The sequence below is a fragment of the Actinomadura spongiicola genome (assembly GCF_003432485.1).
GTDB lineage: Bacteria > Actinomycetota > Actinomycetes > Streptosporangiales > Streptosporangiaceae > Spirillospora > Spirillospora spongiicola.
Genome location: NZ_QVNQ01000011.1, coordinates 135,908 through 153,791, shown reverse-complemented (window position 1 = coordinate 153,791; position 17,884 = coordinate 135,908). Strand labels below are relative to the sequence as shown.

Here is a 17,884-nt window from a genome sequence, read left to right as displayed (position 1 = left end):
GTGATCGTGCGGGCGCCGCGTCGCTTCGCGATCTGGCGCTCGCGTGACGGCCGAGGTCTAGGAGTTCTTCTTCGGGAAGATCTGGTCGCGGCGGCGGGGCCAGATCCCGCCGTACCAGAAGATGATCACGCCGGTGAGGATGACGCCGACGCCGGTCGCGGCGCGGGCCCACAGGACCGCGTCGGGGCCGGTGTTGGGAAGCTCGTCCGGCGGGGTCTTGGTCGGCGCGGGCGCCGCCTCCGCCTTCTCGCAGTTCGCCTTGACGGTCTTGGACGTGAGGCGCTTGCCGGCCCAGGTGACCGTGATACGGGTGCGGCGGTCCTCGCGGACGCGGACGGCCACGGTCCGGGTCGCGTCCGGCCGGATCTGGCCGGGAATCGCGGCGGTGTCGTCGTTCTTCTCGATCCCGAAGTCCTCGGTCTTGGTGCCGGTGTTGCGGATGGTGACCCGTACCGTGCTCGCCGGGCACGACACCGTCCCGATGGTGGCGGTCACCGGACGCGCCGGGGTTCCCCCGCTCGGGGACGCGGACGGATCGGACGTGCCCCCGGACGCGCTGGGCGAGGTGGTGGCCGAGGCCGCGGGCTCGGAGTCCGGCGACATCCAGCTGACCAGCGCCGGGACCGCGATCAGTGCGCCGATCACGATGAACACGGCCGCGATGACGACCCTGGGCAACTGCATTGCTGTCCTCCCCGGCCCAACTGGCGGGCATCGAGCGGGTGGCCGAAACGAACTCTAGATCATTCTTAACCTAGGTCCTTGTGGTGCCGATATCCCCATCGATAGGAATGCGTAACAGGCTAACGAGACGGCGGACGTGCCGCCGGAGGTCCGCGCAACGCATCATGGAACGCATGGAAGACGGCATCAGGGTGGGGCTCCTGCTGGTGGCGACGCCTCAGCTGGAGGATCCGAATTTCCGGCGGAGCGTCGTCCTGCTGGTCGAGCACGACATGGAGGGCGGCACGCTCGGCGTCGTCCTCAACCGGCCGACCGAGGTACCGGTCGACCGGGTGCTGCCGCCGTGGGCGGAGCTCGTCACCGGACCGGCGGTGGTGTTCCAGGGCGGCCCGGTCGCGCTGGAGAACGCGCTCGCTCTGGCCCGCCTTCCCGGGGAGGAGGAGCCGCTCGGGTGGCGCGCCCTGGACGGCGGCGCCGAGGTCTCCCGGGTGGGGCTCGTCGACCTGGAGGCACCGCCCGGCCTGCTCGCGGCCGAGCTGCTGCAACTGCGGGTGTTCGCGGGCTACGCGGGCTGGTCGGCGGGGCAGCTGCGCGCGGAGATCGAGGAGGGCTCGTGGTACCTGGTGCCCGCGGAGGCGGGGGACGTGTTCGCGGGCGACCCGGACGGGCTCTGGCGACACGTTCTGCGCAGGCAGGGCGGCGACCTGGCGTTCGTCTCCACGTTCCCCGAGGACCCGACGCTGAACTAAGGTGAACGATGTGAGTACGAAGATCCTGCCCGACGGCGACACCCAGACCGATGTCCGGCCGGACCTCTCGCACGGTGACGGCGACCATGAGCGGTTCGCGCACTATGTGAAGAAGGCGAAGATCACCGAGAGCGCGGTGACCGGCACGCCGGTGATCGCGCTGTGCGGCAAGGTCTGGGTGCCGAACCGGGACCCGAAGAAGTACCCGGTCTGCCCGGAGTGCAAGAAGATCTATGAGTCGATGAAGTCGGGCGGCGGCGAGGGCGACGAGTGACCGGCCGCCGACCGGCGGCCGTCGACGCGCGTGCGTGAGTAGGGTCCCGCGATCAGGGGGCTGATCGCGGGGCCTTGGTGTTGACACCTTTACGGGGGATGAATGCGGCGGATGGCCGGGGTTTCGCTATGCGCACTGTTGGTTACATTCTGTGTCGTTTCGGGCTCGGTGGGTGACCGGCCCCGGGTCAGGGCGGCACCGGTGGCGGCACGGGTGGCGGCACACGGCGACGACTGCTTTTCAGGCGCCCTGTCGGACGGCGGGGCCCGGGTGACGCACCCGGCCGATCGGGCCGACCTCGACCGCGGCCAGGTCGTCGCCATGCTCGCCGATCTTCGCCGGACGCTCCTCGACCGGTTCGGCACGTCCGACGAACGGGATCTCGACACGGCGCTGCGCCGGGCGCGGTCCGTCGTCGTCCCGGTGCGGTTCCACGTCGTTCATAGCGGAAGCCTGGGCAGGGTGTCCGAGGCGTCCGCGCGGCGGCAGATCTCCACGCTGAACGCCGCCTACGGAGGAAGGACGGGGGGTGTCGACACGCGCCTCCGGTTCCGGTTGGTGAGCTATGACAGCTTCGACCAGCCGGCGTGGTTCGACAACCCGCACCGGTACGAAGCGCCGATGAAACGGCGGCTGCGCAAGGGGGGACGCGGCACGCTCAACATCTTCACCGCAGCGGTGGGCACGGACGTGCTGGGCTACTCCACGTTCCCGCAGCAGTTTCGGAAGAACCCGCGCATGGACGGCGTCGTCATCGACTACCGGAGCGTGCCGCGCGGGCAGTACAAGTCGTTCAACCGCGGGTACACGGCCGTCCACGAGATCGGGCACTGGCTCGGCCTCCTGCACACGTTCGAGGGCGGATGCGTGCCGCCGGGCGACGGGGTGGCCGACACCCCGTACGAGGCCGCACCGGCGGAAGGATGTCCTCACTTCCGGGACACATGCCCGGGGCGGGGCGCCGACCCGGTGCACAACTTCATGGACTACGCGCACGACGCGTGCATGCGGGAGTTCACCGCAGGCCAGGGCCGCCGGATCCGCGCGTCCTGGGCCGCCTACCGGTCCCGCTGAACCGCGCCCGGCCGTGCCCACGCCGTGCCCCGGAGTTGTGGATCTCGGCACATGTGCGGCGCGGGCGGCGCGATCTGTCGGTGCGGCTCGATAGCCTTCGATGACCGTGAGCACCTTCGCCGCATCGAGCATGCCTCCCGCCTTCCCCGAGCGGGCCGCCTGGGGGACGGCGTCGTCCCTGCGCGCCTGGCAGCAGCAGGCGTTGGAGGCCTACTTCGGGCCGGACGGCACCGCGCCCGGTCCGCGCGACTTCCTCACCGTCGCGACGCCCGGCGCCGGAAAGACGACGTTCGCGCTCCGGCTCGCCCGGGAGCTGCTGGAACGCCGCATCGTCTCGGCGATCACGATCGTGTGCCCCACCGAGCATCTCAAGCGGCAGTGGGCCGAGTCCGCCGCCCGGGTCGGCATCAAGATCAACCCCGAGTACCAGAACGGCGACGGGCCCGTCGGCAAGGACTTCCACGGCGTCGCCGTCACGTACGCGACCATCGCCGCGCGGCCCGCGCTGCACCGCAACCGCACCGAGTCCCGCAAGTCCCTGGTCATCTTCGACGAGGTGCACCACGCGGGCGACGGGCTGTCCTGGGGCGACGCCGTCCGGGAGGCGTTCGAGCCCGCGACACGCCGCCTCGGCCTGTCGGGCACGCCGTTCCGCACCGACATCAACCCGATCCCGTTCGTCCAGTACGACGAGGGCCCCGACGGCGTCCGCCGCAGCCGCGCCGACTACACCTACGGCTACGGCCCGGCGCTCGCCGACGGTGTCGTCCGCCCGGTGATCTTCCTGGCGTACGCGGGGGAGATGCGTTGGCGCACCCGTGCGGGCGACGAGATCACCGCGACCCTCGGCGAGCCGCTCACCCAGGACCAGACCGCCCAGGCGTGGCGCGCCGCGCTCGACCCGAAGGGCGACTGGATCAGGCAGGTCCTCGCCGCCGCCGACCGGCGGCTCACCGAGCTGCGCCGCGCCATTCCGGACGCGGGCGGCCTGGTGATCGCCACCGACCATGAGACGGCCCGCGCCTACGCCGGAATGCTGCGCGCCGTCACCGGCCAGGGCGCCACGGTCGTGCTGTCGGACGACCCGTCCGCGTCCAAGAAGATCAAGCGGTTCACCGAGTCGGAAGACCGCTGGATGGTCGCGGTGCGGATGGTGTCCGAGGGCGTCGACATCCCGCGCCTGTGCGTGGGCGTGTACGCGACGTCCACCAGCACGCCGCTGTTCTTCGCGCAGGCCATCGGCCGTTTCGTCCGGGCCCGCCGCCGGGGCGAGACCGCCTCGGTCTTCCTGCCCTCGGTGCCGACGCTGATGGGCCACGCCGCCGAGATGGAGACCGAGCGCGACCACGTCCTCGACCGTCCCGTCCGCGAGGACGGCCTGGACGACGACCTGCTCGCCGAGGCCAACCGGCAGAAGGACACCCCCGACGCGGTCGGGGAGGAGTTGCCGTTCGAGACGGTCGAGGCGTCCGCGACGTTCGACCGCGTCCTGTACGACGGCGGCGAGTTCGGCATGCACGCCGAGCCGGGCTCGGCCGAGGAGGAGGAGTATCTCGGCATCCCCGGCCTCCTCGAACCCGAGCAGGTGTCGGCGCTGCTGCGCAAGCGGCAGGCCGACCAGCTCGCCACCGAACGCAAGCGCAAGACCGGCGACCCGCGCGCCGACCGCACCGCCGCCGAAGACCTGGCGTCCCTGCGCCGTGAGCTGAACGGGCTCGTCGGAGCCTGGAACCACCGCACGGGCCAGCCGCACGGCGTCATCCACACCGAGCTGCGCCGCTCCTGCGGCGGCCCGCCCATCGCCCAGGCCAGCGCCGACGACATCCGCAAGCGCATCGCCAAGATCCGCGACTGGGCCGCCAAACGCCGCCACTGACGCCCGGCGCGCGTTTCGTCCGGCCGGTGCCGGACCCGTCCGCGCTCACGTTCGCACCGTGGTGACCGGAGTGGGTCAGGGGGGCCGCCCGGAGCTTGTGTGCGGCGGCGCGTCCCAGGATGATCAATAACTACGCGCCATTTCGGGAGGTACGGAGTGTACCTGGCAGGGTTCGAGGAGATCCTGGAGGCGGTGCTCGCGCGGCTCGGGCGGTTCGTCGAGGCGCGCGATCGTGCGGACCTGCTCGCGCCCGCAGGGGTTCGGGACGCGCAGGCCTTGATGACCGCCGTGTTACGGGCGGCACCGGACGCGGACCCACCGGAGGAATCCCTGGCGCGGGCGGCGTCCGCGGCGGGGCTCCTGTACTACGGCCGCCAGCTGGTACAGGACGACGTGGACGACAGGGACGAGGCCACGCGGCTGCTGGAGCTGGCCCGGTCGCGGGGTGGCGGCGACCTGGCCGCCGAGCGGGCCGACCTGCGGGAGGCGGTGTCCGCGGAGCCCGTCCCCGGCCCGGCCGACCAGCTCGACGGGCTGAACCTGCGGGCCGCGATGACCCCGGCGGAGACCCCGCTGGCCCAGCTCGACGAGTGCGCCGCGCTGATGCGGCGGGCGCTGGCGGCGGCGGACGAGGACCTCGACCCGCGCATGTACGAGAGCAACCTGATCGGCCTGGTCGAGCGCCGGTACGGCCGCACCGGACACGAGGACGACCTGCGCGAGGCGACCGCGCTGTCGGAGTCCCTCGTCGAGCGGACGGAGGACGACCATCCGGCCTACGCGGGTCGCATCTCCCAGCTCGCCCTGCTCCAGCAGATGGTGTTCGCGCAGACCGGGGACGCCGCCACGCTCGACGCCGCCGTCGACCGGCTGCGCGAGGCGACGCGTCGCACGCCGCCCGGTCACGAGGACCACGCGATGCGCCTGTCGAACCTCGGCCGCGCCCGGAAGCTGCGATACCAGACGACGCGTCCCGTGCCGGAGGAGATCGCCGCGGCGGTGGCCCTGCTGGAACAGGCGGTCGCCGCCACTCCCCGCGACGATCCCCCCGCCGCCCAGGCGACCCGCCGGGGCGAGCTCGCCGCCGCCCTGGCGCTGCACTACCGCGAGACCGACGACGTGACGCATCTGGAGGCCGCGATCCGGTGCGCGCACGAGGCGTGGCGGCTGACCCCGCGGGGCGACCACAACGTCCCCGAACGCCTCCAGGACCTCGCCGTGGTGCACATGCTGCGGTACCGGGTCACCGGCGACCGCGCCGACAAGAGGACGGCGATCAAGGCGGCACGCGGCCTCCGGCGGGCCGTCCCCAAGGGCCACCCGCTCCATGACGCGGCCGAGATGCTGCTCAACGAACTCTGAACGCTATGGGGACGCCAACGCCCCAAGGATTCGGGTGACGGTCTCCGCCGGGGTGCCCGTGACGGGCACGACCGGGACGTTCTCGTCCGGGCCCGGGACCTCCAGGTCGGCGAACTGGGAGTCGAGGAGTTCGGCGCCGAAGAAGTGGCCCTCGCGGTCCCTCATCCGGGCCGCGATCGTGTCGCGGTCGCCGTCCAGAAGCACCACCCGGACGGCGGGACGGCCGCCCGCGAGCAGATCGCGGTAGCGGCGTTTGAGGGCGGAGCAGGTCACGACGCCCGGTCGGCCCGTGGTGAGCCGGTCGTCGATCCACATGGCGATGGCGCGGAGCCAGGGGAGCCGGTCGGCGTCGTCCAGGGGACGGCCCGCGCGCATCTTCGCGATGTTGGCCGCCGGGTGGAACGCGTCGGCCTCCGCGTAGTCCCAGCCGAGACGTTCGGCGAGGAGGGCGCCGACGGTGGTCTTGCCACTGCCGGACACACCGGCGACCACGATCACCGTGGGGGGTGGCGGTGACATCAGCACGCGGGGGTCAGGCGGCCACCACCGGTGCGCCGGTCAGCGCGATACCCTCCCGCGCGAGCTCGTCGAGGGCGCGGTCGACGGTCGCCTTGCTGACCCCGGCGGTGAGGTCGAGCAGGACGGTGGTGCGCAGTCCCGCGCGGGCCGCGTCCACGGCCGTGGCGCGGACGCAGTGGTCGGTGGCGATGCCCACGATGTCCACGGCGTCGACGCCGCGGGCGGCGAGCCAGTCGGCGAGGGGCTGCTCGTCGTCGGAGACGCCCTCGAAACCGCTGTAGGCGGCGCTCTCGCGGCCCTTGCTGAACACCGCCTCGATCGGCGCGAGGGCCAGGTTGGGATGGAAGTCGGCGCCCGGCGTGCCGATCACACAGTGCGGCGGCCAGGTGTCGGCGAAGTCGGGCTCCGCGGAGAAGTGGTCGCCCGGATCGAGGTGGAAGTCGCGGGTCGCCACGATGTGCGCGTACTCGGCCCGGCGCGCGGCGACGTACCCGGAGATGGCCGTGGCCACGTCCGCGCCGCCCGCCACCGCGAGCGAGCCGCCCTCGCAGAAGTCGACCTGCACATCGATGATGATCAGAGCCTTCTTGCCCATGACCGCTCCCTGTACCCGTTTCACTCCGACCGTACCCCAGGTGGGCGCGGTCAGCGGGGCGGATCGCCGTCGACGAACTCGGTGGGCAGCGCGGGTTCACCCCTGGAGAGCTGGGTCGCCGTCGTCGGGAGCTCCGCGACGCAACGCGCGTGCCGCTCGCGGGCGGCGGCGAGCGACTCGCGTCCGACGATCTCGCCGTTCCGCACCAGCGGGACCTGGAGGAGGCGGTCGCGGGGCCCCGGGGTCGGCTCCCCGGTCGAGACGGCCTCGGCGTAGGCGGTGCCGTGGCCGTCGACGCGGCGGACCGCGATCTTCCGCCCGCCGCGGCTCGGCTTCCCGGGGGAGCGCTTGGCGACCGGACGCAGGGGCACGTCGTCGCCGGGCGCGTCCGCCCGCGCGACGAGCTTGTAGACGAGGCCCGCCGTGGGCGCGCCCGACCCGGTGACGAGGGACGTCCCGACGCCGTAGCCGTCCACCGGCGCGGCGGCCAGCGCGGCGATGCCGAACTCGTCGAGGTCACCGGTGACCACGATCCGCGTGTCGCGGGCGCCTAGGGAGTCGAGCTGGTCGCGGACGAGGCGGGCCATGACACCGAGGTCGCCGCTGTCGATCCGCACGGCCCCGAGGGACGGCCCGGCGAGTTCGACGGCCGTCCGGACGGCCCGTTCCACGTCGTAGGTGTCGACCAGGAGCGTGGTGCCCTCGCCCAGCGCCGCCAGCTGGGACGCGAAGGCGTGCCGTTCGCTGTCGTGCAGGAGGGTGAACGAGTGCGCGCTCGTCCCGGCGGTCGGCACGCCGTGGCGGCGGCCCGCCTCAAGGTTGGACGTGGTGGCGAACCCCGCGATGTAGGCGGCGCGTGCGGACGCCACGGCGGCGCGCTCGTGCGCCCGCCGCGACCCCATCTCGATGATCGGCCGGCCCTGCGCCGCCGCCACCATCCGGGACGCCGCCGACGCGATCGCGCAGTCGTGGTTGAGGATCGACAGCGCGAGGGTCTCCAGCAGGACGGCCTCCGCGAACGTCCCCTCCACCACCAGGATCGGCGATTCGGGGAAGAAACAGTCGCCCTCGGCGTAACCCCAGACGTTCCCGGTGAAGCGATACTTCTCCAGCCATCGCGCGGTGGGTTCGTCCACGATGCCGTTCGACGTGAGGAAGTCCAGCTCCGCCGCGTCGAAACGGAAGCGCTCGATCGCGTCGAGGAGGCGTCCCGTCCCGGCGACGACGCCGTAGCGGCGCCCGGCGGGCAGGCTCCGCGCGAACACCTCGAACGCGGCGCGACGGTCGGCGGTCCCGCTGCGCAGCGCCGCCTGGAGCATGGTCAGCTCGTACTGGTCGGTCAGCAGCGCGGTGCCGTCGGCTAGGTCCACAAGTGGAACCTTAGGGCCGGGTGTGGGCACGATGGTCGTGCGGGTCATCACATCCGGCGAGCGGGCGCATAGCATCGGGTGCGGTGGGCCGCGTCTCGCACCGGGGACGACCGCACGGAGAGAGGGGGCACGCGGAATGACCGCCATGAGCACGGCGCCCGCGCCCGTCGAGCTGGAGCGGCCGGACGTCGATGAGGACGTCAGCGCCGACCGGCCGTGGCTGGCCATCGTCTGGAATGATCCGATCAACCTGATGTCGTATGTCACGTACGTTTTCCAGGCCGTGTTCGGCTACGCCAAGCCGAAGGCCGAGAAGCTGATGCTCGACGTCCACCACAAGGGGCGCGCCGTGGTCGCCAACGGCACCCGCGAGGAGATGGAGCGGGACGTGGAGATCCTGCATTCGTACGGGCTGTGGGCCACCGTGAAACGGGACGACTGACCCGGTGAGCCATGTGACGAAGACCCGCCACGGCATCAAGGTCCGCTTGGAGACCGAGGAGGTCGCGCTGCTGCGCGCCCTCATGGAGCAGATGCTGGCGTTGATCGGTGAGGCTCCCGGCGCGGACGACGAGCTGGCCTCTCTGGGCATCGCCGAGAACGCCACCACGCCCGACGATCCCGTCCTGGCCCGGCTGTTCCCCGACGCGTACCGCGACGACGGCGAGGCCGCGGAGGAGTTCCGCCGCTACACCGAGATGGGGCTGCGCGACGGCAAGCGGGAGGCAGCCGCGGCGGTGCTCGGCGCGCTGGGCGACCGGGGGGCCGACATCGTCCTGGACGAGAAGCAGGCGCAGGCGTGGCTGCGTGCGCTGAACGACGTCCGGCTGGCGCTCGGCACCCGGCTCGACATCACCGAGGAGTGGTACGAGGAGGCGGAGACCCTGGACGCGGGCGACCCCCGCGCGCCCATGTTCGCGGCCTACGACTGGCTCACGATGCTCCAGGAGAGCCTGGTCCGCGTCCTCTGGTGACACGGCTCGCGGCACGGGGGCGACACCTCCGCGTCCGGTGACACCCGCGTATCCGGACGGCCGTATCGAACGGGCCGAGCCCGGAGGCCGTTCGGAAACGCCCCCCGGGTAACCTTCGGGGCATGCTGACGATCGAACGTGCTCTGGTCGAAAAGATCATCGCGCATGCGCGCGCCGACCATCCCGACGAGGCATGCGGAATCGTGGCCGGACCGGTGGGATCGGACCGGCCCACCCGATTCATCGCGATGACCAACGCCGAGCGGTCGCCCACCTACCACAACTTCGACACGCAGGAGCTGCTGCGGGTCGACCGGGAGATGGACGCCAACGGCGAGGAGCAGATCGTCCACTACCACTCCCACACCTCCACCGAGGCGTACCCGTCCCGCACCGACATCGACTACCTGCGCAACCCGCTGGCCGATCCGCGCATCCACCGGGTGCTCGTGTCCACCCGCGACCCGGAGGAGGTCGAGTTCCGCTCCTACCTCATGGTGGACGGCGAGGTCGTCGAGGAAGAAGTCAAGATCGTCGAGTCGTACGACTGAAACGGTGGCGCGGCGGTGCGCGGACGCACCCCGGGGACGGCCGGTAGACTGGCCGTCATGGGGACGAGCGGGCACAAGGCGGGCGCACGGCGCCGTATTCGCGCCTTCGCCGTGCCGCCCGTGCAGAGCTTCCTGTTCGGCCATTCGCGCGCCGAGGTCGTCTACGACTGTCGCTGACGCGTCGATCCGGCCGAGATATCCGGTCGTAACCCACCCCGGAATTCCCCCGTGCCCCGCCCGGTTGTGACGCTGGGGGCGGGAAGCCCCGTACGAACTAAGGAGATCATCGCGATGGCGATCGAGGTCCGGATCCCCACGATCCTGCGCAACCTCACCGACGGCGCCAAGGCCGTCGAGGGCAAGGGCGACACGCTCGACGAACTCTTCTCCGACCTGGACACCCGGCACGCGGGCCTGCGCGACCGGCTGGTGGACGACAAGGGCCTGCGCAAGTTCGTCAACGTCTACCTCAACGACGAGGACGTGCGCTTCCTCGCCGGTCTCGGGACCGAGGTCTCCGACGGCGACAGCGTCACGATCCTGCCGGCCGTGGCCGGCGGCTGACGCGGGTCGGCGGGCAGGGACATGCGTTTCGACTCGCTGCTGGACTCGCTCGGCCGCACGCCGCTGGTCGGGCTGCCCCGGCTCTCGCCGTCCGCCGACGTGCGGATCTGGGCGAAGCTGGAGGACCGCAACCCGACCGGGTCGGTGAAGGACCGTCCCGCCTTCTGGATGATCGAGAAGGCGGAGAAGGAAGGGCTGCTGACGCCCGGCCGCACGATCCTGGAGCCGACGTCCGGCAACACCGGCATCTCTCTCGCGATGGTCGCGAAGCTGCGCGGCTACGACATGATCTGCGTGATGCCGGAGAACACCTCCGCCGAGCGGCGCCAGCTCCTGGAGATGTGGGGGGCGCGGATCATCTCCTCGCCCGCGGCGGGCGGCTCGAACGAGGCCGTCCGGGTCGCGAAGGGCCTGGCGGAGGAGAACCCCGACTGGGTGATGCTCTACCAGTACGGCAACGAGGCCAACGCGCTCGCGCACTACGAGACCACCGGCCCGGAGATTCTGGAGGATCTGCCGACGGTGACGCACTTCGTCGCGGGGCTCGGCACCACGGGCACGCTGATGGGCGTCGGCCGGTTCCTGCGCGAGCGGGTGCCGGACGTCAAGATCGTCGCGGCGGAGCCCCGGTACGGCGACCTGGTGTACGGGCTGCGCAACATCGACGAGGGCTTCATCCCGGAGCTGTACGACGACTCGGTGCTGACCACCCGGTTCTCCGTCACGTCGGGGGACGCGCTGCGCCGCACCCGCGAACTGCTGGAGCAGGAGGGGATCTTCGCGGGGATCTCCACGGGCGGCGCGCTGCACGCGGCGATCGGCATGGCGAACAAGGCCGTCAAGGCGGGGGAGCGGGCCGACATCGCGTTCGTGGTCGCGGACGGCGGCTGGAAGTACCTGTCCACCGGCGCGTACGGCGGCACCCTGGAGGAGGCCGAGGCCCGGCTCGAAGGCCAGCTCTGGGCCTGATCGTCCGGCAGGGTACAGTTCGTTCCCGAACGCTGTTCTAGACGGTCGGAGGGCACGGATGGTCGGGTTCGGGGCGGCGACCGAGGTCCGGCGGGTCGGCGAGGGCCGGTTCGAGACCGTCCTGGACGGCGGCTACGCCATCGCCGGGGCACTCAACGGCGGCTATCTCCTGGCCGTGCTGGCCCGCGCCGCCGTCGCCGCCTCCCCGCACACGCATCCCGTCTCGACCGCGGCGACGTTCCTGCGCGTCGCCGCGGCCGGGCCCGCTGAGGTGATCGTCGAGCCCCGCAAGGAGGGACGCACGACCGCCACGTCCCTGGTCACGCTCGTCCAGGACGGTCGGCCCACCGTGGACGCGCTGATCACCACCGGCACGCTCGACGCCGGTGACGAGCCCGCCTGGTCCGGTGCGGAGCCGCCCGGGATGCCGCCGCTGGAGCGGTGCGCGCCGTTCCGGCCGGTTCCGGGCGCCCGCGACTTCACCGACCGGCTCGACCTGCGCTTCGACCCCGCCCTGATGGGTTGGGTGGACGGTCGGCCCAGCGGACGTCCCGAGGTCCGCGCCTGGCTCCGGCTCCGCGACGGCTACGCGCCCGACCCGTACTCCCTCGCGCTCGCGGTGGACGCGCTGCCGCCGGTGACGCTGAACCTCGGCCGGAACGGCTGGGCCCCGACCGTGGAGCTCACCTGGCACATGCGGGCCGTCCCCGCGCCCGGCTGGCTCGCCGTGCACGGCACCGGTCGCCTCCTCGCCGGCGGCTGGTTCGACGAGGACGTCGAGGTGTGGGACTCCACGGGCTGCCTCGTCGCGCAGAGCCGCCAACTCGCCCGCGCCCCCCGCACCCCGGAGTGACGTCCCCGGCGTGACGTCCGGAGTGTGACATTCCCGGGTGTGATGTCCAACGCATGAGCCGCCCGCGCCGCGCGGAGTCGCTTAGCCTTGTGCACCATGCCGAAACATCCCGTGGGGACGGCCTCCCGGACGCCGCCACCGGGCCGTCCGCGCGGACACGGCCGTGCCGCCCCGGGAGCCGCGCCGGGAGCCGGCCGTACACATTACTCCGGGCTGACCAGTGTCATCTCGTATGTCATGGGAGACGGGGTCACACTGGTGTCGAGCGCCGACGAGTCCGTCGAAGACGTGTACCGAGTGCCGTACGACCGCGGACCGGCCCGCGCCGAGGCGACGGCACGGGCGCGGGACGCGTTGGGCGACGTGTTGGGCAAGGCCCTGACCTGAATTCCTCGGGGGACACGAAGGAGGAGTGAGCGTGCGGGTCACTGTGATCGGCTGCTCCGGCAGTTTCCCGGGGCCGGACAGCCCCGCGTCCAGCTACCTGGTCGAGGCGGACGGGTACGCGCTGGTGCTCGACCTCGGCAACGGCGCGCTCGGGTCGCTCCAGCGTTTCCGCTCGCTGTACGAGATCGACGCCGTCTGCATCTCGCACCTGCACGCCGACCACTGTCTCGACCTGTGCGGGTACTGGGTGGCGCGCAAGTACCGTCCGGGTGGCCCGCCGCCGCGGATCCCCGTGTACGGCCCGTCGGACACCGCGGCCCGCATGGCCAAGGCCTACGACCTCGCGCCCGACCCCGGCATGTCGGAGGCGTTCGACTTCCGGCCCCTGCCGCGCGGCCCCTACGAGATCGGGCCGTTCCGGGTGACGACCGCGCTGATGCCGCACCCGGTCGAGGCGTACGCGTTCCGTGTCGAGCACGGCGGCCGGACCCTCGCCTACTCCGGCGACACCGGCCCGTCCGACCTGCTGGTCGACCTGGCGAGGGACGCGGACCTGTTCCTCTGCGAGGCGTCGTTCCTCGACCGGCCCGGCCTGCCCGAGGGGCTGCACCTGACCGCCCGCGAGGCCGGTGAGCACGCCGCCCGCGCCGGGGTGGGGCGGCTCGTCCTCACCCATCTGGTGCCGTGGAACGACAGCGACGTCTCGCTCAAGGAGGCCAGGGGGAGCGATTACGAAGGGGCCATCGACCTGGCCCGGGTGGGCGCCCAGTACACCCTCTGAACCCCGCTAGGGTAAGGCGCATGGCTCGCCCCGACGATCGCGCACCCGACCAGCTCCGTCCCGTCCGCCTCCAGCGCGGATGGCTCGACCACGCGGAGGGGTCGGTGCTCATCGAGTTCGGCGCGACCCGGGTGCTGTGCGCCGCGTCCGTCCAGGAGTCGGTGCCCCGCTGGCGCCGCGACAGCGGGCTCGGCTGGGTCACCGCCGAGTACGCGATGCTGCCGCGCGCCACCAACACCCGCAACGACCGCGAGGCCGTCAAGGGCCGGATCGGCGGCCGCACCCACGAGATCTCCCGGCTGATCGGACGGTCCGTCCGGGCGTGCGTCGACTTCAAGGCGCTCGGCGAGAACACCGTCCAGCTCGACTGCGACGTCCTGCAGGCCGACGGCGGCACCCGCACCGCCGCGATCACCGGCGCGTACGTGGCGTTGGCCGACGCCGTCGCGTGGATGCGGGAACGCAAGCTGCTCAGGGGCGACCCGCTCGTCACGTCCGTGTCGGCGGTCAGCGTCGGCGTCGTCGACGGCGAGCCCCGCCTCGACCTGTGCTACGAGGAGGACAACGTCGCGGGCACCGACATGAACGTCGTGTGCACGGGCGACGGCCGGTTCGCCGAGGTGCAGGGCACCGCGGAGGGCACCCCCTTCGACCGTTCCGAACTGGACGCGCTCCTCGACCTCGCCGCCGCGGGCTGCGCCGAACTGACCCGTGTCCAGGCCGAGGCCCTCGCCCGATGACGAGGATCGTGCTCGCGACCCACAACAAGGGCAAGGTCGCGGAACTGCGGCGCATCCTCGGCGACTTCGACGTCGTCGGCCTCGACGAGTTCCCCGGCGCCCCCGACGTTCCCGAGACCGAGCTGACGTTCGAGGGGAACGCGTTGTTGAAGGCCCGGGCGGTCGCCGCGTTCACCGGGCTGCCCGCCGTCGCCGACGACTCCGGCCTGTGCGTGGACGCGCTGAACGGCATGCCGGGAGTCCTGTCCGCCCGCTGGTCGGGGGGCCTCGGCGCCGCCACCGGCGACCGTGACGCCGCGAACCTCCGGCTCGTCCTCGACCAGATCGGCGATGTGCCGGACGAGCAGCGCGGCGGGTCGTTCGTGTGCTCGGCGGTCCTGGTCGTCCCGGACGGCGTCGAACACTGCGTCGAGGGCCGACTGCGCGGTGCCCTCATCCGCGAGCCGCGCGGCACGGGCGGTTTCGGCTACGACCCGGTCTTCGTCCCGGACGGCGAGACCCGCACGACCGCCGAGATGTCCCCCGAGGAGAAGGACGCGATCAGCCACCGGGGCAAGGCCTTCCGCGCCCTGGCCGCCCTCATCCCCGAAGCGGTGGCCTGACCCCGAGCGTCACAGACGGCTGTAGAGCGTGACGAAGGTGCCGTTCCGGTCGGTGCGCAGTTCCATCAGGTCGACCAGGAGCCGGACGGTCCACAGGCCGAAGCCGCGTTGGAGGGCGGAGTCGGGCGGGATGTAGCCGGTGAGCGGGCTCGGGCCGGGCCGCCAGCGGCCGCCGTCGCCGATCTCGCAGATCAGGTCGTCGCCGGTCTGCCACATCCAGAGGCCGACCGGCGGCGTCCCGTGCCGGAGCGCGTTCGCCGCCACCTCGTCAGCGGCCGTGACGAGGTTCTGCGTCTGCTGCCCGGTGAGGCCGTGTTTGTGGGCGCGTTCGCTGACGAACGTCCGCAACGGGTGCAGGTCGTCGCCGTCGACGGGGAGGTACTCCGCGGTGTCGGGACGTTCGGGGCGCCGGCCGCGGTCGAAGCCCGACCCGAACGTGACCGGGTCGACGTAGTGATCGCTGGAACGGGTGAGCCCGCCGTCCAGGAGCAGGGGATGGGTGCGCCGGGCCTCGGTGAGGATGCGCGGCGGCAGCGTTCGGGTGTCGTAGGAGCACAGCGCGCGGGCGCCCGAGTTCTCGAACACCGCGTTGATGAGGGACTCGTAGCGGATCCACTCTCGTGTCCGCCGTTCGTCCCACCCCTGCCAGACCGGTTCGGCGACCGCGCACACTTTGCGGGGGGCGCTGGCCGTCACGACGGTCTGGTAGTCCCGCAGGGTGTGGACGGGATGCCGGTAGAACCCCGCCGCGTCGATGAACTGGATCGGCGGGTCGGCGGAGGGGAACACGTCCCGCAGAGCGGACAGGTTCGGTTCGCGGACCACGGCGAGGACGGCCTCGTCACGCTCCAGCCCGGACGTGAGGAACGGGACGGTGGCGGACAGGAAGTCGTCGGTACCGCGGTACAGGAACGCCCTGTGCTCCAAGGCCATCAGCCGACGCCCCCCGAACCGGGCCGTGGCCCCTCGTCGCCGCCGCGGACGAGGCCCGGCAGCCGGTGCCACCCGACCATCTCGATGACGTTCTCCACGTGCGGCGACAGATGGTCGAGCACCAGCGGCTCGCCCCCGGGCCGCAGGGTGGCGTGCTTCGCCAGCAGGTGCAGGCCGCCGAGGTCGATGAACGCCAGGCGCGAGAAGTCGAGATGGACGCGGCCACGGCCGGTGTTCACCTGCGACAGCTGCTCGGCGAACACGGCGTGGCGGGCGGCGTCCAGTTCCCCTTCGACGCGCAGCCCGTCGGGTTCGAAGGTGCGCACGATCTTCAGGATCCCGTCATCGAATTCGGGGTTCACTTCCACGAGGACCTCGTGTGTGTCGCGGAGGGCGATGAGCTCGGCGGGCGAGCACGCGCGCCGGTCGATCTGGCAGATGGCCATCGCCATCGTGCTCGGCGACACCGTGTCGCCGACGCGGTGCTCGCAGCCCAGCACCTGGCCGAGGTCGGAGCGCCGGGGCCCGTTCACCAGCCAGCTGTGGTCGGTGGTGATGCGCACGGCGCGGAAACCCTGGTCGAACGCCTCGCCGACCTCGCGGCCGAGCGTGTCCACCATCCTGGCGGGTTCGAAGTCGCCGTGCCGGTCGAGGCAGGCGTCCCGCAGGGAGATCACCCGCAGCGCGCCGGTCCGGCGGTGGGCGTCCACGTCGATCCGGTGCCCGGAGCCGAGGCCGGGGAGACGGTCCGGTGGCGCGTCGGTGACGTACACGACCTTCTCGGTGGTCTCCAGGCCTTCCCGGACGAAGGGGCCGATGACCCGGTCGCGTTCCTCCAGACCGCTGTAGGCCAGCCAGCCGTGGTCGCCCGGCCGGAGGGCGCTCACGGGACGCTTGGCCAACCAGGGTGTCTCCATGGCCTGCCGATCCATTTCGGTGGTTCGCTCAGGGTACGCCGGGCCGGGGACTTCGCGTGCCCAATGCATGGAGTTCCTCACGCTCCGTTCGTGTCGGCGGATGGGGGCAGTGCGAACCTCAGCCGGACGACGCTGCCGCCGTCGCCCAGCCTGATCTGCACGGTCGAACACAGCAGCCGGACGGCCCACAGCCCGAACCGGCCGACGGACGCGGCGTCACCGGGCCGCGGCGGTACCAGCCCGTACCCGGTGCCGGGCGGCCAGCGGCCCGCGTCGCCCACCTCGCAGACGAAGGCGGGCACGCCGCCGGACGCGTCCGTCCACATCCGCAGCACGATGGGCGGTTCACCGTGCCGCAGCGCGTTGGTGACGATCTCGGTGACGGCGACGAGGAGCCGTTGCAGGTCCTCCTCCGGCAGCGGCGTCCGCCGGGCGTACTCGCCGACATAGGCGCGCAGCCAGTACAGGTCCGGCAGGTCGATCTTGAACGTGTCGGCGTCCGGTGGCGGCTCCGGCAGGGGCTCGCCGTCGTGTCGCTCGCAGTAGGCCCACGGGTCCATGAACCCGGGGTTGGTGACGGCCCGCGCGCCGTGCACCGTCTCCGGATGCGTCCGGCGGGCCGCCGCGACGACGCCCGCGGGCAGCGCCGCCGCGTACGGGCACATGATCGAGGCGCCGGTGCCGCGCAACGCGAGGTTCGTGACGGCCTCGGTCCGCTGCCATTCGGCGACCTCGATCGGCGACCGCGTCGCCCACACGGGCTCGCCGAGGACCCGGAGCCGGTACCCGCTCCGGGCCGCGTCGGCGGCGTCGTGGAGGCAGTCGGCGAGGGTCCGTGGCGGATGCGCGTACCAGGTGGCGGGGTCGGGGAACTCGACATTCGGCGCGGCGGGGCCGAGCGCGTCCCGCAGCAGCGTCTCCCGCCCGGTCCCGCAGACGGCGACGACGCGGTCGCCCGCGTCCACCCCGTCCAGCAGGAACGGCAGGACGCCGTCGAGATACTGGTCCATGCCGTCGTAGGGCAGCACACGGTGTGTGAAGGAGTCGCTCTGCGCGGACCCCGCCGGACGTGTGATCATGATGTCACCGACTGTGCTGGCGGACGGCCCC

The 17,884-nt window shown here is 72.2% G+C and carries 23 protein-coding genes; 16 read left to right on the top strand and 7 right to left on the bottom strand.

The window, feature by feature from the left end:
- Positions 1-57: 57 nt before the first annotated feature.
- Positions 58-684: a hypothetical protein gene (locus tag D0T12_RS29690; RefSeq protein ID WP_117403739.1), complete on the bottom strand. Its 627-nt coding sequence runs from the start codon at positions 682-684 to the stop codon at positions 58-60.
- Between the two features lie 173 nt (positions 685-857).
- Between D0T12_RS29690 and D0T12_RS29685 the strand changes: the two genes are divergently transcribed.
- From D0T12_RS29685 to D0T12_RS29665, 5 genes are all read left to right on the top strand, one after another.
- Complete coding sequence (locus D0T12_RS29685) at positions 858-1,433, top strand: YqgE/AlgH family protein (RefSeq protein ID WP_117403936.1); 576 nt, start codon at positions 858-860, stop codon at positions 1,431-1,433.
- A 10-nt stretch (positions 1,434-1,443) separates the two neighbouring features.
- Positions 1,444-1,707 carry a DUF3039 domain-containing protein gene (locus tag D0T12_RS29680; protein WP_199487775.1) on the top strand — a complete coding sequence of 88 codons (264 nt, stop codon included), beginning with the start codon at positions 1,444-1,446 and terminating at the stop codon, positions 1,705-1,707.
- 201 nt (positions 1,708-1,908) lie between these two features.
- Positions 1,909-2,781: a zinc metalloprotease gene (locus D0T12_RS29675; protein WP_233526356.1), complete on the top strand. Its 873-nt coding sequence runs from the start codon at positions 1,909-1,911 to the stop codon at positions 2,779-2,781.
- A gap of 130 nt (positions 2,782-2,911) precedes the next feature.
- Positions 2,912-4,657 (top strand): DEAD/DEAH box helicase, encoded by a 1,746-nt coding sequence (locus tag D0T12_RS29670; protein ID WP_199487789.1) that lies wholly within the window; start codon positions 2,912-2,914, stop codon positions 4,655-4,657.
- Positions 4,658-4,813: 156 nt separating this feature from the next.
- A complete protein-coding gene (locus D0T12_RS29665; RefSeq protein WP_117403734.1) occupies positions 4,814-6,019 on the top strand; it encodes a hypothetical protein in 1,206 nt (401 codons plus the stop codon).
- Between the two features lie 3 nt (positions 6,020-6,022).
- On the opposite strand, the gene D0T12_RS29660 is transcribed toward D0T12_RS29665, so the two are convergent.
- Genes D0T12_RS29660 through D0T12_RS29650 form a run of 3 tightly spaced genes read right to left on the bottom strand, consistent with a single transcriptional unit; the run spans position 6,023 to position 8,503 of the window.
- The gene (locus D0T12_RS29660; protein WP_117403934.1) at positions 6,023-6,538 is read right to left on the bottom strand and encodes a gluconokinase; all 516 of its coding nucleotides are present in this window, start codon (positions 6,536-6,538) and stop codon (positions 6,023-6,025) included.
- Between the two features lie 13 nt (positions 6,539-6,551).
- A complete protein-coding gene (locus D0T12_RS29655) occupies positions 6,552-7,133 on the bottom strand; it encodes an isochorismatase family protein (RefSeq protein WP_117403732.1) in 582 nt (193 codons plus the stop codon).
- A gap of 50 nt (positions 7,134-7,183) precedes the next feature.
- The gene (locus D0T12_RS29650; RefSeq protein ID WP_407642126.1) at positions 7,184-8,503 is read right to left on the bottom strand and encodes a nicotinate phosphoribosyltransferase; all 1,320 of its coding nucleotides are present in this window, start codon (positions 8,501-8,503) and stop codon (positions 7,184-7,186) included.
- 145 nt (positions 8,504-8,648) lie between these two features.
- Between D0T12_RS29650 and clpS the strand changes: the two genes are divergently transcribed.
- The 11 genes from clpS to rdgB all read left to right on the top strand — a co-directional run bounded on the left by clpS (position 8,649) and on the right by rdgB (position 14,924).
- Complete coding sequence (gene clpS, locus D0T12_RS29645) at positions 8,649-8,945, top strand: ATP-dependent Clp protease adapter ClpS (protein ID WP_117403933.1); 297 nt, start codon at positions 8,649-8,651, stop codon at positions 8,943-8,945.
- Between the two features lie 4 nt (positions 8,946-8,949).
- Positions 8,950-9,477 (top strand): DUF2017 domain-containing protein, encoded by a 528-nt coding sequence (locus D0T12_RS29640; protein WP_117403730.1) that lies wholly within the window; start codon positions 8,950-8,952, stop codon positions 9,475-9,477.
- 122 nt (positions 9,478-9,599) lie between these two features.
- On the top strand, positions 9,600-10,028 hold the full coding sequence (locus D0T12_RS29635; RefSeq protein WP_117403729.1) for a Mov34/MPN/PAD-1 family protein: 429 nt from the start codon (positions 9,600-9,602) through the stop codon (positions 10,026-10,028).
- Positions 10,029-10,043: 15 nt separating this feature from the next.
- Entirely contained in the window at positions 10,044-10,205 is a 162-nt protein-coding gene (locus D0T12_RS35630; RefSeq protein WP_158581677.1) for a hypothetical protein, read from the top strand.
- Positions 10,206-10,319: 114 nt separating this feature from the next.
- Positions 10,320-10,592, top strand: a complete 273-nt coding sequence (locus tag D0T12_RS29630; RefSeq protein WP_117403728.1) for a MoaD/ThiS family protein — start codon at positions 10,320-10,322, stop codon at positions 10,590-10,592.
- Positions 10,593-10,613: 21 nt separating this feature from the next.
- Positions 10,614-11,561: a PLP-dependent cysteine synthase family protein gene (locus tag D0T12_RS29625; protein ID WP_117403727.1), complete on the top strand. Its 948-nt coding sequence runs from the start codon at positions 10,614-10,616 to the stop codon at positions 11,559-11,561.
- Between the two features lie 58 nt (positions 11,562-11,619).
- The gene (locus tag D0T12_RS29620) at positions 11,620-12,414 is read left to right on the top strand and encodes a thioesterase family protein (protein WP_117403726.1); all 795 of its coding nucleotides are present in this window, start codon (positions 11,620-11,622) and stop codon (positions 12,412-12,414) included.
- 237 nt (positions 12,415-12,651) lie between these two features.
- Positions 12,652-12,801, top strand: coding sequence for a hypothetical protein (locus D0T12_RS36810; protein WP_233526355.1), 150 nt, complete (start codon positions 12,652-12,654; stop codon positions 12,799-12,801).
- Positions 12,802-12,832: 31 nt separating this feature from the next.
- Complete coding sequence (locus D0T12_RS29610; RefSeq protein WP_117403725.1) at positions 12,833-13,582, top strand: MBL fold metallo-hydrolase; 750 nt, start codon at positions 12,833-12,835, stop codon at positions 13,580-13,582.
- 20 nt (positions 13,583-13,602) lie between these two features.
- Positions 13,603-14,322, top strand: coding sequence for a ribonuclease PH (rph, locus tag D0T12_RS29605; protein WP_117403723.1), 720 nt, complete (start codon positions 13,603-13,605; stop codon positions 14,320-14,322).
- A complete protein-coding gene (rdgB, locus tag D0T12_RS29600) occupies positions 14,319-14,924 on the top strand; it encodes an RdgB/HAM1 family non-canonical purine NTP pyrophosphatase (protein ID WP_117403721.1) in 606 nt (201 codons plus the stop codon). The genes rph and rdgB overlap by 4 nt, the downstream gene beginning before the upstream one ends.
- A gap of 9 nt (positions 14,925-14,933) precedes the next feature.
- On the opposite strand, the gene D0T12_RS29595 is transcribed toward rdgB, so the two are convergent.
- The 3 genes from D0T12_RS29595 to D0T12_RS29585 all read right to left on the bottom strand — a co-directional run bounded on the left by D0T12_RS29595 (position 14,934) and on the right by D0T12_RS29585 (position 17,853).
- Entirely contained in the window at positions 14,934-15,857 is a 924-nt protein-coding gene (locus tag D0T12_RS29595; RefSeq protein WP_117403719.1) for a sensor histidine kinase, read from the bottom strand.
- Positions 15,857-16,774 (bottom strand): MEDS domain-containing protein, encoded by a 918-nt coding sequence (locus tag D0T12_RS29590; protein ID WP_117403717.1) that lies wholly within the window; start codon positions 16,772-16,774, stop codon positions 15,857-15,859. The genes D0T12_RS29595 and D0T12_RS29590 overlap by 1 nt, the downstream gene beginning before the upstream one ends.
- A 77-nt stretch (positions 16,775-16,851) precedes the next feature.
- The gene (locus D0T12_RS29585) at positions 16,852-17,853 is read right to left on the bottom strand and encodes a sensor histidine kinase (protein ID WP_117403715.1); all 1,002 of its coding nucleotides are present in this window, start codon (positions 17,851-17,853) and stop codon (positions 16,852-16,854) included.
- Positions 17,854-17,884: the final 31 nt, after the last annotated feature.

Coding starts and splice junctions, on each gene's coding strand:
- D0T12_RS29590 (WP_117403717.1), bottom strand. CDS start 16,774: ATGGAGACACCCTGGTTGGCCAAGCGTCCCGTGAGCGCCCTCCGGCCG.
- D0T12_RS29620 (WP_117403726.1), top strand. CDS start 11,620: ATGGTCGGGTTCGGGGCGGCGACCGAGGTCCGGCGGGTCGGCGAGGGC.
- D0T12_RS29690 (WP_117403739.1), bottom strand. CDS start 684: ATGCAGTTGCCCAGGGTCGTCATCGCGGCCGTGTTCATCGTGATCGGC.
- clpS (WP_117403933.1), top strand. CDS start 8,649: ATGAGCACGGCGCCCGCGCCCGTCGAGCTGGAGCGGCCGGACGTCGAT.
- rdgB (WP_117403721.1), top strand. CDS start 14,319: ATGACGAGGATCGTGCTCGCGACCCACAACAAGGGCAAGGTCGCGGAA.
- D0T12_RS29655 (WP_117403732.1), bottom strand. CDS start 7,133: ATGGGCAAGAAGGCTCTGATCATCATCGATGTGCAGGTCGACTTCTGC.
- D0T12_RS29685 (WP_117403936.1), top strand. CDS start 858: ATGGAAGACGGCATCAGGGTGGGGCTCCTGCTGGTGGCGACGCCTCAG.
- rph (WP_117403723.1), top strand. CDS start 13,603: ATGGCTCGCCCCGACGATCGCGCACCCGACCAGCTCCGTCCCGTCCGC.
- D0T12_RS36810 (WP_233526355.1), top strand. CDS start 12,652: ATGGGAGACGGGGTCACACTGGTGTCGAGCGCCGACGAGTCCGTCGAA.
- D0T12_RS29670 (WP_199487789.1), top strand. CDS start 2,912: ATGCCTCCCGCCTTCCCCGAGCGGGCCGCCTGGGGGACGGCGTCGTCC.
- D0T12_RS29630 (WP_117403728.1), top strand. CDS start 10,320: ATGGCGATCGAGGTCCGGATCCCCACGATCCTGCGCAACCTCACCGAC.
- D0T12_RS29635 (WP_117403729.1), top strand. CDS start 9,600: ATGCTGACGATCGAACGTGCTCTGGTCGAAAAGATCATCGCGCATGCG.
- D0T12_RS29625 (WP_117403727.1), top strand. CDS start 10,614: ATGCGTTTCGACTCGCTGCTGGACTCGCTCGGCCGCACGCCGCTGGTC.
- D0T12_RS29660 (WP_117403934.1), bottom strand. CDS start 6,538: ATGTCACCGCCACCCCCCACGGTGATCGTGGTCGCCGGTGTGTCCGGC.
- D0T12_RS29585 (WP_117403715.1), bottom strand. CDS start 17,853: ATGATCACACGTCCGGCGGGGTCCGCGCAGAGCGACTCCTTCACACAC.
- D0T12_RS29595 (WP_117403719.1), bottom strand. CDS start 15,857: ATGGCCTTGGAGCACAGGGCGTTCCTGTACCGCGGTACCGACGACTTC.